The sequence below is a fragment of the Corallococcus sp. AS-1-12 genome (genome assembly GCF_020036995.1).
Classification (GTDB): Bacteria; Myxococcota; Myxococcia; order Myxococcales; family Myxococcaceae; genus Corallococcus.
The window spans coordinates 305,989-319,548 of the sequence record NZ_JAIQDD010000003.1 but is presented as its reverse complement, the minus strand read 5'-3'; the positions used below and the strand labels follow the sequence as shown (position 1 = coordinate 319,548).

Genomic DNA, 13,560 nt, shown 5'->3' with positions numbered 1-13,560 from the left:
GCGCACGCGGGATGTGTTGTCTTGCGGGCGGCATGACTTGAAGTGGATGCACGCAGCGCGTCGTGAGCGGGGGGTCACAGGCGGCGCGGGTTGAACGTGGCATGGTGGGGCCCCCCATGCCCGTCAGCGTCTTCGACCTCTTCAAGATTGGAATTGGACCCTCCAGCTCGCACACGGTGGGGCCCATGCGCGCGGCCCGCACGTTCGTGGTGGGGCTGTCGGACGCGGGGCTCCTGGAGCGCGTGACGCGGCTCAAGGTGGAGCTGTTCGGTTCGCTGGGTGCGACGGGCAAGGGGCACGGCAGCGACAAGGCGGTGCTGCTGGGCCTGCGCGGAGACACGCCCGAGGACGTGGACGTGGAGCTGGTGCCCTCCATCGTCGCGCACTGGCGCGCGGAGGGGCGCGTGTCGCTGCTCCAGCGGCTGGTGCTCCCCTTCCGCGACGGCGAGCACCTGGTGATGCACAAGCGCAAGGTGCTGCCCTACCACCCCAACGGCATGCGCTTCACCGCGTTCGGCGAGGGCGGGGAGACGCTGGCCTGCCGCATCTACTACTCGGTGGGCGGCGGCTTCGTGGTGGACGAGCACGCGGCGGCGGGCGCGGATCCGCTGCGCGCGGAGAGCGCGTCGGTGCCGCTGCCCTTCAAGTCCGCGGAGGAGCTGCTCCAGCACTGCGAGCGGGAGCGGCTGCCCATCAGCTCGGTGATGCTGCGCAACGAGCTGACGTCGCGGAGCGAGGAGGACATCCGCGCGGGGCTCTTGCGCATCTGGACGGTGATGCAGGCGTGCGTGACGCGCGGGTGCACCACGGGGGGCATCCTGCCCGGCGGGCTGAAGGTGGAGCGGCGCGCGGCGGCGATGTACCAGCGGCTCATCAGCCGGCCGGAGGCGGGGCTCACCAATCCGTTGACGGTGCTGGACTGGGTGAACCTGTACGCGCTCGCGGTGAACGAGGAGAACGCGGCGGGCGGGCGCGTCGTCACCGCGCCCACGAACGGCGCGGCGGGCATCATCCCGGCGGTGCTGCACTACTACTGGCGCTTCGTGCCGGGGGCGAACGCGGACGGCGTGGTGCGCTTCCTCCTCACGGCGGGCGCCATTGGCGCGCTCTACAAGGAGAACGCGTCCATCAGCGGCGCGGAGGTGGGCTGCCAGGGGGAGGTGGGCAGCGCGTGCTCCATGGCGGCGGGAGGGCTCGCGGAGGTGCTGGGCGGCACGCCGTTGCAGGTGGAGAACGCGGCGGAGATCGCCATGGAGCACAACCTGGGGCTCACCTGCGACCCGATTGGCGGGCTGGTGCAGGTGCCCTGCATCGAGCGCAACGCGATGGCGTCCGTGAAGGCCATCAACGCGGTGCGCATGGCGCTGTCCGGCGACGGGAAGCACTTCGTCAGCCTGGACAAGGTCATCAAGACGATGCGCGACACCGGCCGCGACATGAAGGACAAGTACAAGGAGACCGCGCGCGGCGGCCTCGCGGTCAACGTCCTGGAGGTCGCGAACCTCAGCGTCGGCCTGCCGGAGTGCTGAGGCCTCCGGAGGCCTGAAGCCCTACCGCCTGCGCTTGCCACCACGCCCGGCGGACACGGGCACCGCCTTCACCACCGGCGAGGGCCTCGCGGAGAGCCAGGCCTCCACCTCCTTCGACTGCGCGGTGCGCCCCGAGGACCTGAAGCGCGTGAGCGCCTGTGACGCCGCGTCTCGTGCTTCCCCCTCCTCGCCGTCCTTCCACAGCGCCTGCGCCAGCGCGAAGCCGGACTCACCCAGCGAGTCCTCCTGCACGTCCTTGAAGGACAGCGCCCGCTTCAGCGAGGCAATCGCCTCACGCGTGCGGCCCAGCCCCAGTTGCGCCTGCCCCACCCCGTCCAGCGAGTAGTAGACCAGCTCGTCCTCGGGCCCCAGCTTCGCCTCCTTCACCTTCAGCGCTTCCTCGTAGTCCCGCAGCGCGTCCTCGTAGCGCTGGAGCGCGAGCAGGCTCATGCCCTCCTCGTCCAGCGCCTCCGCCAGCTTCACGCTGTCGTTCCCCAGCAGCGTGCGGTGCAGCGACACCGACACCCGCGCGTGCTCCAGCGCCCCGGTGAAGTCCCGCTGCTCGCGCAGCGCCATGGACAGCGCCTGGTGCCGGCGCGCCGTGTCCAGGTGCACGGGCCCCATCGCCTTCTCCGTCTGCGCCAGCGCGTCCTTCAGCACCGTCACCGCCTGCGCGCTCTTGCCCGTCTCCAGCAGCGTGCGCCCCAGCGTGAACGCCACCCGCGCCCGCTTCGGGTGCCCTTCCGGGAGCGCCTTCGCCAGCAGCCCCGACGCCTGCTCCAGCAGCTTCAGCGCGTCGTCCGGGTGGTCCTGCATCAGCGCGAGGTTAGCCGCGTTCACCTTCAGGTCGCTCTCCAGCACCGCGTCGCCGCCCACGCGCTGGAGCGTCGCCTCACCCAGCCGGCCCCAGCGCTGCGCGAGCGCGAACTGCTCCTGCTCGCCGTCCACGTAGAGCAGCTTGTTCATCACCGCCACCGCGAGCCGGTCCGCGCGGCCAGCCTCCGCGTCGTAGACGGCCTGCTCCAGCACCGCGCCACCCGCGGCCTTGTCGCCCAGCACCGCCTGCGCCCAGCCCAGGTGGAAGCGCAGTTCCGCCATCAGCGGCAGGTAGCCCGTGGCCATCACGCGCGCCTCCGCGGCCTTCGCCAGCTCCAGCGCCTTGGGCATCCGGCTCAGGTCCACGCGGGCCTTCACGTCCGCCAGCGTCCCCTCCAGCGCCTCCAGCTCCGCGCGCTTCGCGGGATCCGCGGGCCGGGGCTGAAGCTCCGTCAGTGACTCCACGTCCGCGCAGTCGCCCGGCGCAGGCAGCGCGTACGCCGCGTCCAGCGACTTGTCCACCAGCGCCACGTCCGCCGTCTGGAGCGTGGCCACCAGCGCGCCCAGGTCCTTGCGCCGCCGCTCCAGGCACACGAAGCGCTGGGACAGCAGCTCCTCCGTCTGCACCTCGCGCACGCGCGTGTCCTCGCACGCCGCCGTGTGCTGCTTCGCCCACTCCGCGCCGTAGCCGTCCAGCACCTCGCCCACCCGGCGCGCCATGTCCTGCGCCACCGGGCTCTTCGTCGCCAGGAACGACTGCTTCACCTTCTCTCGCGCGTCCGGCCCCCAGCGCTCCGCCACCAGGTTCGCGGCGCCCTCGCACACCTGGGAGCGCGACCACGCCACCCCGCCCGCCACGCCCAGCACCACCGTGGCCGCCACCGCCGCTCCCGCGCGGCGCTGGAGCAGGGCCCGCCGCTCCCGCTGGCCCAGCACCGTCAGCAGCTCCGCCATGGAGCGGAACCGGTCGCGAGGCTCCAGCGACAGCCCCTTCATCAGCGCGCGGCGCACCCACGCCGGCACCTTCGAGTCGCGCGGCGGCTCCAGGATGGGCGACGGCGGCAGCACCTGCACCGCCGCGGCCCGTGTCACGCCGGGCTCGTCCTCCGCGCCCACCTGGGGCCGGAGCTGGGACGCCACCCGCGACAGCTCGTCCGGGTCGAACGGGCGGATGCCGTACAGCGCGCGGTACAGCGCCGCGCAGAAGCTGAACTGATCCGACCGCGAGTCCAGCAGCTCCCCCCGGAACTGCTCCGGGGACATGTACGCGGGCGTGCCCATCACCAGGCCCGCCTGCGTGAGCTGCGAGTTCAACGGCGAGTCGTCCCCCACCGGCCGCGTGCGCTCGCCGTCCTCATCGTCCTCCACCTCGCCCATGGGCCGCGCCAGCCCGAAGTCCGTGACGTAGACGCGCCCGTCCTTGCCCACCAGCACGTTGGCCGGCTTGAAGTCCCGGTGCACCAGCCCCGCCACGTGCGCCGCCTCCAGGCCCCGCCCCGCCGCCAGGTATTTGTCCAACAACTCCTGCCACGTCCGGGGCTTCGCCTTCGTCCAGTCGCGCAGCGTGCCGCCGTCCACCAGCGCCATCGCCACGTAGACCTGCTGCTCCCACTGCCCCACCTCGAAGACGGGGATGACGTTGGGATGGGAGATGCGCGCCATGGCCTGCGCCTCGCGCAACAGCCGCGCCCGCCCCTGCTCCAGGTCCTCGTGGCTGCCCTTCACCCGCAGGAGCTTCAGCGCCACCTTGCGGTCCAGGTCCGGGTCATAGGCGGCGTACACCACCCCCATGCCCCCCTGCCCCAGCACCTTCAGCGGGACGAACCGGCCCACCTGCCGTGACGACAGCCGCTGCGACTCGCCGCCCCCCGCCCCTCGCGACGGCGCCGAGGCCTCCGCCCCGCCCTGCCCTGTCGCTGGCGCGCTGCCTCGACCCGTACCGTAAGTTTCTCGCGACGTCGAAACGCGCGGCGCGGAGCCGGGCGCGGAAGCCCCGTCGTCCCTGTCATGCCGGTTCGCCATGGGTCCAGTGTACCCCTCATTCCAGGATTCCATGGTTCTTCGGCCCGGCCGCCTGCCCGGTTGCGTCGGAAATCACGCGCTTCCCTCAAAAGCCGTGATCCGGAAGCAACCCCCAAAGTCCTGCGCGGATAATGCGGGAGGAAAAAGACCCAGACGCGACAGGAGACGCCTCATGGCACTCGGTATTGGCTCCAAGCTCGATTCGGTCATGGCCCGCATCCGCCAGGCCGCGGAGCAGGCCCGCGCGGAGATGGCGGCGGCCGCCCAGTCCGTGAAGGAGCCCCTGCCGGACGCTCCGGACGCCAAGCCGCTCAACGCCGCGGAGGGCCGCTACCTGGACTCCTTCCAGGAGGAGCGCGCCAAGAAGATGGGCATGCCGGAGCTGGCCGCCCCCCCGCCGCCGGGCACGGACCCGGCCGCCAGCGCCATCCCCACCAACGAGGCGACGCAGGCCCAGAAGGAGCAGGGCTGGAACGCGCCGCAGACGACGGTCGCGCAGACGAGCAAGAAGGGCTGCGCGGAGGCCACCCTCACGTACCTGGAGCAGTCCAGCGCCGAGGAGGCCGCCCCGCTGACGCAGCAGGAGGCCCGCGAGAAGGTCCGCAACAAGGCGGACACGATGAGCACGTCCGTGCGGGACCGCGTGGACGTGAACCTGGATGACGGCGCGACCCCGGACGAGATGGGCGCCATGCTCGGCAGCATGGGCATCAAGGTCACCAACGGCTTCAACGAGTGCGACACGGACGCGCTGAGCGGCGCGCTGAAGCACGGTCAGATGGCGCTGGCGCTGGTGGACTCCAACGCCCTGCTCAACACGACCCTGGCCGAAGGCGACAAGGGCCCGGAGAGCGGCGAGCTGCACTGGCTCACCATCGACGGCGTGAACCCGGGCAAGAGCAAGGGCACGGACGACGACCTCTACCGCGTGCGCGACCCCGTCAACGGCGCCTACTGGGTGAAGGCCAGCGACCTGAAGAAGAGCATCGAACAGGCCCAGGCGCAGCACGGCAGCGGCGGCGTGATGACCGTGCAGAAGGACGGCACCGCGAAGACGACCGAGCAGCGCGAGGCCCTGGCCCAATCCAACCTGGAGCGCACCCAGTCCCTGGGCAAGGGCAACGGCGGAGCCAGCCGGCGCCTGAGCGTGGGCGAGTCCAGCTAACCCGCGCGCCTCCCCTGCTTCACCCCGACGCCTTCCCCCGGACTCGAGCCAGGGGAAGGCGTTCGCGCGTCCGGAGGACTCCCGCGCGCGGCGCTCAGGTGCCGTCGATGAGGCGGTTGGCCAGGTCCGGGCTGAACTGTCCGGCGGGCGTGCCCGGCGCGATGCCGCACTGGCCATCCGAGTCCCCCGGCGTCTTCACCCACAGGAGCATCTCCGCGCCGCCGCCCGTCTGCGACGTCACGCCCAGCTTGCGGCCCGCGGGGTTGCACCACTCGCCGTTGGAGCCGTTCCCGTTGCGGCTGGTGTCGATGACGTACTGCCGCGTGTAGCCGTAGCGGCTGTTGAGCGCGGCGTTCACCGCGTTGCCGTACGTGGAGGTCTGCGCGGTGGGGTAGAAGTTGGAGACGTTGAGGGAGAAGCCGCGCACGTTGCGCACGCCCGCGGACTCCAGGCGCTGCGCCATGGTGTCGGCGGTAATCCAGCTCGCGTTGCCGCCGTCCAGGTAGGTCCACGTGTTGGGCGCGCGGTCGCGCAGTTGCTCGGAGGCGTAGCGGATGAGGCTCAGCCGCGTGGCGCGCTCCGTGTCGTTGGGGAGGCAGTCGAGCTGCGCGACGGCGTCCGGCTCCACGATGACCACCGCCGGCCGGTTGCCGATGGCCGTCGCGAAGGCGGAAATCCACGCGCGGTACGCATCCGCGCTGCCGGCCCCGCCGCCGGAGTGGCTGCCGCAGTCACGGCCGGGGATGTTGTAGGCCACCAGCACGGGCAGCTTGTCCGCCGCGTCCGCCGCGGCCACGAAGTTGGACACATCCTGGGAGATGTTGCTGTTCCAGTTGCCGAACCAGCGCGCCATCGGCTTGGAGGCGATGGACGCCTGGATGCGCGACGCGCGGCCATCCCCGCTGTTGTTGCGCACCCACACCGCGGGGTTGGAGTTGGGGTCCACGTAGAAGCCGCTCGTCATCGCCACCGGGCCGGAGCCGGTGCCGCCCTCCGTGGTGAGCGAGATGTCATCCAGCCGCACCGTGACGGCGTTCGTCCGGCCGCCCAACTGGAACGTCACCTGTCCCTGGGCGGACGTGAACGACGACGTGAAGGGGAAGGAGAACCGGCGCGACGTGCCGTCCAGCGTGAAGGACTGCGTGAGCGTGGCCGTGTACGGAGACACCTCCTGCTGCACGGTGGCCCGCGCGGTGATGGCCGCCGTGGCGGTGGCGGTGAACGCCAGCGTGTACGTCTTCCCAGCGGTGAGCGTCAGGCCGCTCTGTCCCACGATGGCGTCCCACGGGTTCGCCGTGTTCGCCGCCACGTCCACGCGCCACGCGCCGCCCTCCACATAGGACTGCGTGCTGGCGTTGTTCCACCACGGCGCCACGGTGCCGGAGCTGAAGGTGCCGTTGGTGAGCAGCTCGGTGAGCGCGGCCTCCCGCGCCGTGAGCGCCGGAGCGTCGGCCGGAGCTTCGGGAGTGACAGGCTCCGCCGGGCCACAGGCCGCGAGCGCGAACAGCGGGACGAACGACAACCGACGCACGGAACGAGGGATGCGCATGAAGGGGAGCTCCTCACCACGGGGGAGCCCCCTTCTTGCGGCGCGCCACTCAGGAATACAAGACTAAGCGGCTATTTCAGCTATTGACGGAATATTGCCGGACCCTTCACGCCGAGCGGCCAACCGCGCGGGGCTCACGGCCCCTGCGGTCCGGGGCTGGAGTTGCCGCCGTCGGTGACGTAGCGCCACTGACCGTCGGCCTGCCGGCGCCAGACGGTGAGGTACTTCACGTGGTCCACCTCCGGCTGGCCCTTCGCGTCCTTGCCCGTGGCGATGGCGCGGCCCACCGTGTACGCGAGGTCGCCGGAGCCCGCCGCGTCGCCCAGCACCGGCTCCCAGCGCAGGTCGATGGCCTCCAGCGTGAACGGCGCGTAGGCCTTCGCGATGGCGTCATGGCCGAAGATGCCGGCGGTTCCCTGCGGCATCACCGCGTCCTCCGCGGCCCAGGCGGTGAAGGCCTTGCCCATGCCCTCGGTGATGGACATGGCGGAGAACGCGCTGTCCGCGGCCTTCGCCTCCTCCAGCACCTTCGCGGGCGCGAGCGCGCGCGGCTCCGGCGCCGGCTGCGTGGACGAAGGCGGGAAGCCCGCGGGCGGCGTCATCGGCGCCTTGGCGGCGTTGAGCACCGCCACCGCCACGCGCCACTGTCCGTCAGGCTGGCGCTTCCACGCCGTGATGTAGCGCGCGGTCGGCCGGACCGACGTGCCCCCCGACTCCACGGACACGTTGCCCACCGCGTACCCCAGCGTCCCGTCCGCGCTCACGTCCCAGCGCACGGGCGCCCAGCGCACCTTGCCCTCCGCCTCCAGCGGATGCGCGGCCAGCCACGCGCGGATGGCCTCCTTGCCCTTCTGCGCGTACGCGCCGTCCACCAGCAGCACCGCGTCGTCCGCGACGAAGTCCGCGAAGGCCTGCGCCGAACCGGCCTTCTCCGCCGCGTCCGACATCGCCTGATCCGCCGCGCGCAGCCCCGCGCGCTGGTCCTCCAGCGATTGCCTCGCCGCCACGGCCTCCGCCCCCGGCCCGGAGGCCTTCGCGCCACCACACCCCAGGGTCCCCAACGCCGCGACGACGAGCGCGCCCGCGAACATCCGTTTCATGTGCTGGTTTCCTTTCGTGAAACACCGGGCCCGCGCGCCATGGCCGGCACCCCGGGCTCCCGGGCCCCTGCCATACACCCGAACCCCCACCGGATGCGTCCTGGTGAGACTGCACGATCCAGGAATGATGCGTTTCTACACTTAGAAGGGAATTTCTCTCCCCACCGTGAAAGGAACCCCTCGAATGGATGGACGTAACGGAAGGACCGGCGCCCGGCTGCTGCCGCTGACGGCACTGCTGCTGGCCACCGGGTGTGAGCCGCGCACCGGGACGCCCCCGGCGCCGGAGGGCCCCACCGCGTCGCTGAAGCAGGGGGCGGGCAGCCTCTCCGCCACGGTGCGCAGGACGGCGCACGGCATCCCCCACGTGCTGGCGGACGACTTCGCGGGCGTGGGCTACGGCTACGGCTACGCGTTCGCGCAGGACAACTTCTGCGCGCTGATGGACGCGCTGGTGACGGTGAACGCGGAGCGCTCGCGCTACTTCGGGCCGGACGGCACGTACCTGGCCGCGCTGGGCAGCCAGTACAACAACCTGAAGAGCGACTTCTTCTACCAGGCCATCAACGACGACGGCACGGTGGAGGCGCTGCTGGCGAAGCCGCCGCCCCTGGGGCCCTCCCAGGACGTGCGCGAGCTGGTGCGCGGCTACACGGCGGGCATCAACCGTTACCTGCGGGACACCGGCGTGGACGCGCTGCCGGACGCGCGCTGCCGGGGCGCGGCCTGGGTGCGCCCCGTCACCGAGCGCGACCTGTACCGGCGCTACTACCAGCTCAGCCTCTTCGCCAGCTCGCTCTTCTTCCTGGACGCGCTGGTGGACGCGAAGCCCCCGTCCCTCTTGCCGGACGGCACGCTGCCCCTGCCGCTGCCCGTGCCCGCCACGCTGGACCGCAAGGTCTTCCCCAGCTCCGAGACGCTGGGCCTGGGCAGCAACGCCTTCGGCCTGGGCAGTCAGGCCACGCGCAACGGCAAGGGCATGCTGCTGGCCAACCCGCACTTCCCCTGGGAAGGCTCGGAGCGCTTCTACGAGGCGCACCTCACGGTGCCGGGCAAGCTCAACGTCTCCGGCGTGAGCCTGCTGGGCGTGCCCGCCATCCTCATCGGCCACAACGAGACGCTGGCCTGGAGCCACACCGTCTCCACCGCGTACCGCTTCACCCCCTTCGAGCTGAAGCTCGTCCCGGGCTTCCCCACGAAGTACCTGTACGACGGCCAGGTTCGCGACATGACCACCCGCACCGTCACGGTGCAGGCGAAGCAGGCGGACGGGTCGCTCACGGCGCGCCAGCACACCTTCTACCGCTCCCACCTGGGCCCGATGCTGGAGTACCCGTCCGGCCTGATGACGTGGAACGGCCTCACCGGCTACGCGTTCCATGACGCCAACGCGTCCAACCTGCGCATCTTGGACGCCTTCTTCGCCATGGACCGCGCGGCGAGCGTGGACGCGCTGCGCACGGCGCAGAACACCTGGCAGGGCATCCCGTGGGTGAACACCATCGCCACGGACGCGCAGGGCCGCGCGTACTACGCGGACATGAGCGTGGTGCCGCACGTCACCGACGCGAAGCTCGCGCGCTGCGTCCTCTCCCCCATCCCGCTCCTGGTGCTCGCGAGCGCGGGGCTGCCGGTGCTGGACGGCTCGCGCTCCGACTGCGCGCTGGGCAGCGACGCGGACGCGGTGGAGCCGGGCATCTTCGGCCCGGGCAGCCTGCCGCGCCTCACCCGCGCCGACTACGTCACCAACTCCAATGACAGCTACTGGCTGCCCAACCCCGCCCAGCCGCTCACCGGCTTCCCGCGCATCCTGGGCGGAGAGAAGAACGTGCGCAGCCTGCGCACGCGCCTGGGCCTGAAGATGGTGCAGGGCCGGCTCGCGGGCACGGACGGCCTGGAGGGCCAGGGCTTCACGCTGGAGCAGCTCCAGACGGTGATGTTCAACAACCGCAACCACTCCGGCGAGCTGCTGCGCGACGCCGCGGTGTCGCTGTGCCGCCGCACGCCCTTCGTGCTGATGCCGGACCTCACCTTCGAGGACCTGCGCCCCGCCTGCCCCGTGCTGGCCGCGTGGGACCTGAAGGGAGACCTGGACAGCCGGGGCGAGCTGCTCTGGCGCGTGTTCATCTTCAACGCGGTGGGCATCACGGGCGGGCCGTACCTGGTGCCCTTCAGCGCGAACGACCCCGTCAACACGCCGCGCACGCTCAACACCCTGAACCCGCAGGTGGCCCAGGCGCTGGGCACCGCCATCCGCACGCTGCGCGAGCGCGGCATCGCCCTGGACGCGACGACGGGCTCCGTGCAGGGCAAGCGCAAGAACGGCATCTTCTACCCGGTGCACGGCTGCGCCCACGACGAGGGCTGCTTCAACCAGATCGCCAACCAGCTCCTGCCGGACGGCACGTACGAGCCCATCCTGGGCTCCAGCTTCGTCATGGCCGTGTCCTTCACGGACGCAGGCCCCGTGGCGAAGTCCGTGCTCACCTACTCCCAGTCCACCCATCCTGCCTCGCCCTGGTACGCGGACCAGACGGCGATGTTCTCCCAGAAGCAGTGGGTGGACCGTCGCTACACGGAGGCGGAGATCGCCGCCGACCCGGCGCTGACCGTCACGCGGCTCCAGGAGTAGTCGCGGCCAGACGGCAGGCCCCAGGCGGCCCGGTGTCCCTCCCGAGGAGGGGCGCCGGGCCGCGGTGCTTTCAGCCCTTCGCGCGCGGGGCCTGGAGGTCCAGCGCCACCTCCACGCGTTCCACGATGCAATCGCCAGGGGAGCCGCTCGTAGGGGGGCGAGAGCGCCGCCACGACTTCACAGCCCAGCGCATCCCCAGGCGTTCCGCGCGCCACGGGGATGCGTCTGTCAAACGCATTTCCCAGAGCGCGAGGCTGATATTTTTGTATCCAATGCCAATTGCCAAACCAACTCACAAAAGACATACTTCACCACGGGTGAAACAATGATTTCCCTTCAGGTGGCGCAATCTCGCGCCCCTTTCTGGGATTTCGCCCGAGGAGACCCCGTGAAGATGCTTCGTTGGAGTGCGGCGGCGCTGGCGCTGTTCGTCGTGGGCTGCGGGAGCGTGGAGGAGGCGGCGCTGGAGACACAGGAGGCGGAACTCCGGAGCTGTTCCTCGATCCTCGACTGTGTGTCGGGCTGCACCTGCGGCAGCGGGCTGTGTGTTCCGGGCCCCGGCCCCACTCCGCCCGCGGGCTACTGCGACCAGGCCCCCGTGCGCGCCTGCACCACGTCGTCGCAGTGCGCCGCCGGCTGCGCCTGCACGGGCAGCGTCTGCGTCGCCAGCCCGTCCAACCCTTCCGCCAACTGCCTGGTGGCGCCTCCGGATGGGTACGAGAGCGACAACACGCACACCTCCGCCTCGTCGTACCTGGGCACGCCGCAGCTCAACCACACGTTCCACAACCGGTTGGACATCGACTGGGTGCTGGTCGCCACGCCGGTGAACCAGGTGCTGACGGTGGAGGCGTACAACCTGCGCGACAACGTCCAGGCCCAACTGGACCTCTACGCGTACGACTACGCCACCCGCACGCGGGGCGCCCTGCTGGCCACCACCCAATCCAAGGTCTGCGCGGACTTCACCCCCACGTGCCAGCGGTACCGGGTCACGGCCAACGTGGTGGCGGGCGGCGTCTACGCGGTGCGGCTGGTGAACCGCGCCGACACCCCGGCGGGCAGCGACTGGCGCCCCACGCCGACGTATGACCTGAAGATGTACTGAGCCCCAGCGCCTTCAGTCGCGGGACGGCGGGTCGTCCGCCGCCGCCCCATGACCAGACACCTCGCCGAGTCTCACCACTTGGTGAAGTCGATAGGGATTGTCAGGCCCATCCCAGGAAGGCAGTATTCACTCCGGGTGAACATGGAGATTTCCCTCGAGTGACGCAACCCCGCGTCCCCAGGGAGTCTCACCTGGAGATGGAGCCATGAAGATGCTTCGTGTGAGTGTGGCGGCGCTGGCGCTGTTCGCGGTGGCCTGCGGCCCCGTGGAGGAGCAGCAGGCGCCCGAGGCCGAGGCGCTGGAGACGCAGGGGTCGGCGTTGGCGGCCCGGGCCTGTGTGAACAGCCTCGGATGCCGTCAAGCCTGTGCGTGCGAGGGCGGCTATTGCGTCCCGGACGGGTTCGGCCCGCCGCCGCCCGACGGGCACTGCGACCTGCCGCCCGAGCGCGCCTGTTCGACGGGGTCGGACTGCGCGTCCGGCTGCAACTGCGTGGGCAACGTCTGCGTCAATGACGGCTTCAGCCCGCCCGCCAACTGCCTGCTGGCGCCTCCAGACGCCTACGAGAGCGACAACACGCACACCTCCGCCTCGTCGTACCTGGGCACGCCGCAGCTCAACCACTCCTTCCACCGCCAGAACGACGTGGACTGGGTGCTGGTGGCCACGCCGGTGAACCAGGTGATGACGGTGGAGACCTACAACCTGCGCAACGGCCCCACGATGCGCGTCGAAATCTACGCGTACAACTACGGCACCCGCACGTTGGGGGCGCTCCTGGGCAGCACGCAGTCCACCGTCTGCTCGCTGTTCATCCCGTCATGCCAGCTGTACCGCGCGACGGCCAACGTCGTGGCGGGGGGCGTCTACGCGGTGAAGCTCACGGACAAGCGCAACCGGCCCTCGGGGGACGACTACACGCCCACCGCGAAGTACGACCTGAAGATGTACTGAGCCCCAGCGCCTTCAGTCGCGGGACGGCACGTCGTCCGCCGTCCCGTCGATGACGCGCTTCGCGATGGCGAAGGAGAAGCCCGCGCGGGCGAGCGCCGCCAGGTCCCGCTGGCGGTGCTCCTCACGCGTGCTCGGGTCGCGCCGGAAGGGGCCCAGCCGCTTCTTGCGCGCCCAGATGCGGGCGGCGGCGTCCTCGGGCACGTCCTGGGTGGCCTCCGCCAGCTTCTCCTGCACCAGCTCCGGCGCCACGCCCTTCATGCGCAGCTTCTGGGTGATGACGCGCGCGCTGCGGCCGGACGCGCGCAGCGAGTGCACGCGCGTCTCCGCGTAGGCCCGGTCGTTGATGAGGCCGTTGCGGATGAGCTTCTCCGCCAGCGCGTCCACCCAGCCCACGGCCTCCGCGCGGTCGCCGCCGTGGAACTTCACGGAGCGGTCCACCCGGCGCATCAGCACGCGCTTGAGCTGGCTCACCGTGGCCGAGTACCGCTTGAGGTAGTGCAGCGCCGCGTTCTCCAGGTAGCGCGGCGACACCTTCCGGGGCGGCTTCGGCTTGCGAGGCTCCCGGCGGCGCTCCGGGTCCCTGTCGGTGGGGTCATCCATGGCGGGACAGCTCTACCACCGGGGTCCGACGCTTGGGGACGCGTCCGCCGCCCCGCCGGGTGGGCCGCCCGGGGCCCGTCCGTCCGG

General features: G+C 71.2%; 9 protein-coding genes. 5 read left to right on the top strand and 4 right to left on the bottom strand.

Features of this window, described 5'->3' with window-relative positions; translation table 11 throughout:
* Nucleotides 1–116 precede the first annotated feature (116 nt).
* The gene (locus K8556_RS06135; protein WP_223739069.1) at nt 117–1,529 is read left to right on the top strand and encodes an L-serine ammonia-lyase; all 1,413 of its coding nucleotides are present in this window, start codon (nt 117–119) and stop codon (nt 1,527–1,529) included.
* A 21-nt stretch (nt 1,530–1,550) separates the two neighbouring features.
* On the opposite strand, the gene K8556_RS39430 is transcribed toward K8556_RS06135, so the two are convergent.
* Complete coding sequence (locus K8556_RS39430) at nt 1,551–4,367, bottom strand: protein kinase (RefSeq protein WP_304503940.1); 2,817 nt, start codon at nt 4,365–4,367, stop codon at nt 1,551–1,553.
* A 172-nt stretch (nt 4,368–4,539) separates the two neighbouring features.
* On the opposite strand from K8556_RS39430, the gene K8556_RS06120 reads away from it, so the two are divergent.
* Nucleotides 4,540–5,532, top strand: a complete 993-nt coding sequence (locus K8556_RS06120) for a hypothetical protein (RefSeq protein ID WP_223739068.1) — start codon at nt 4,540–4,542, stop codon at nt 5,530–5,532.
* 94 nt (nt 5,533–5,626) lie between these two features.
* Here K8556_RS06120 and K8556_RS06115 read toward each other — a convergent pair whose 3' ends face one another.
* Nucleotides 5,627–7,081 carry a glycoside hydrolase family 6 protein gene (locus K8556_RS06115; protein ID WP_223739067.1) on the bottom strand — a complete coding sequence of 485 codons (1,455 nt, stop codon included), beginning with the start codon at nt 7,079–7,081 and terminating at the stop codon, nt 5,627–5,629.
* Nucleotides 7,082–7,215: 134 nt separating this feature from the next.
* Nucleotides 7,216–8,181: a DUF4440 domain-containing protein gene (locus K8556_RS06110; protein ID WP_223739066.1), complete on the bottom strand. Its 966-nt coding sequence runs from the start codon at nt 8,179–8,181 to the stop codon at nt 7,216–7,218.
* 184 nt (nt 8,182–8,365) lie between these two features.
* Here K8556_RS06110 and K8556_RS06105 point away from each other — a divergent pair, with 184 nt between their 5' ends.
* From K8556_RS06105 to K8556_RS06095, 3 genes are all read left to right on the top strand, one after another.
* A complete protein-coding gene (locus tag K8556_RS06105) occupies nt 8,366–10,813 on the top strand; it encodes an acylase (RefSeq protein ID WP_223739065.1) in 2,448 nt (815 codons plus the stop codon).
* A gap of 388 nt (nt 10,814–11,201) precedes the next feature.
* Nucleotides 11,202–11,921, top strand: coding sequence for a hypothetical protein (locus K8556_RS06100; protein ID WP_223739064.1), 720 nt, complete (start codon nt 11,202–11,204; stop codon nt 11,919–11,921).
* A 205-nt stretch (nt 11,922–12,126) separates the two neighbouring features.
* Nucleotides 12,127–12,873 carry a hypothetical protein gene (locus K8556_RS06095; RefSeq protein WP_223739063.1) on the top strand — a complete coding sequence of 249 codons (747 nt, stop codon included), beginning with the start codon at nt 12,127–12,129 and terminating at the stop codon, nt 12,871–12,873.
* A 12-nt stretch (nt 12,874–12,885) separates the two neighbouring features.
* Here K8556_RS06095 and K8556_RS06090 read toward each other — a convergent pair whose 3' ends face one another.
* Nucleotides 12,886–13,473 carry a regulatory protein RecX gene (locus tag K8556_RS06090; RefSeq protein WP_223739062.1) on the bottom strand — a complete coding sequence of 196 codons (588 nt, stop codon included), beginning with the start codon at nt 13,471–13,473 and terminating at the stop codon, nt 12,886–12,888.
* Between the last annotated feature and the right edge of the window lie 87 nt (nt 13,474–13,560).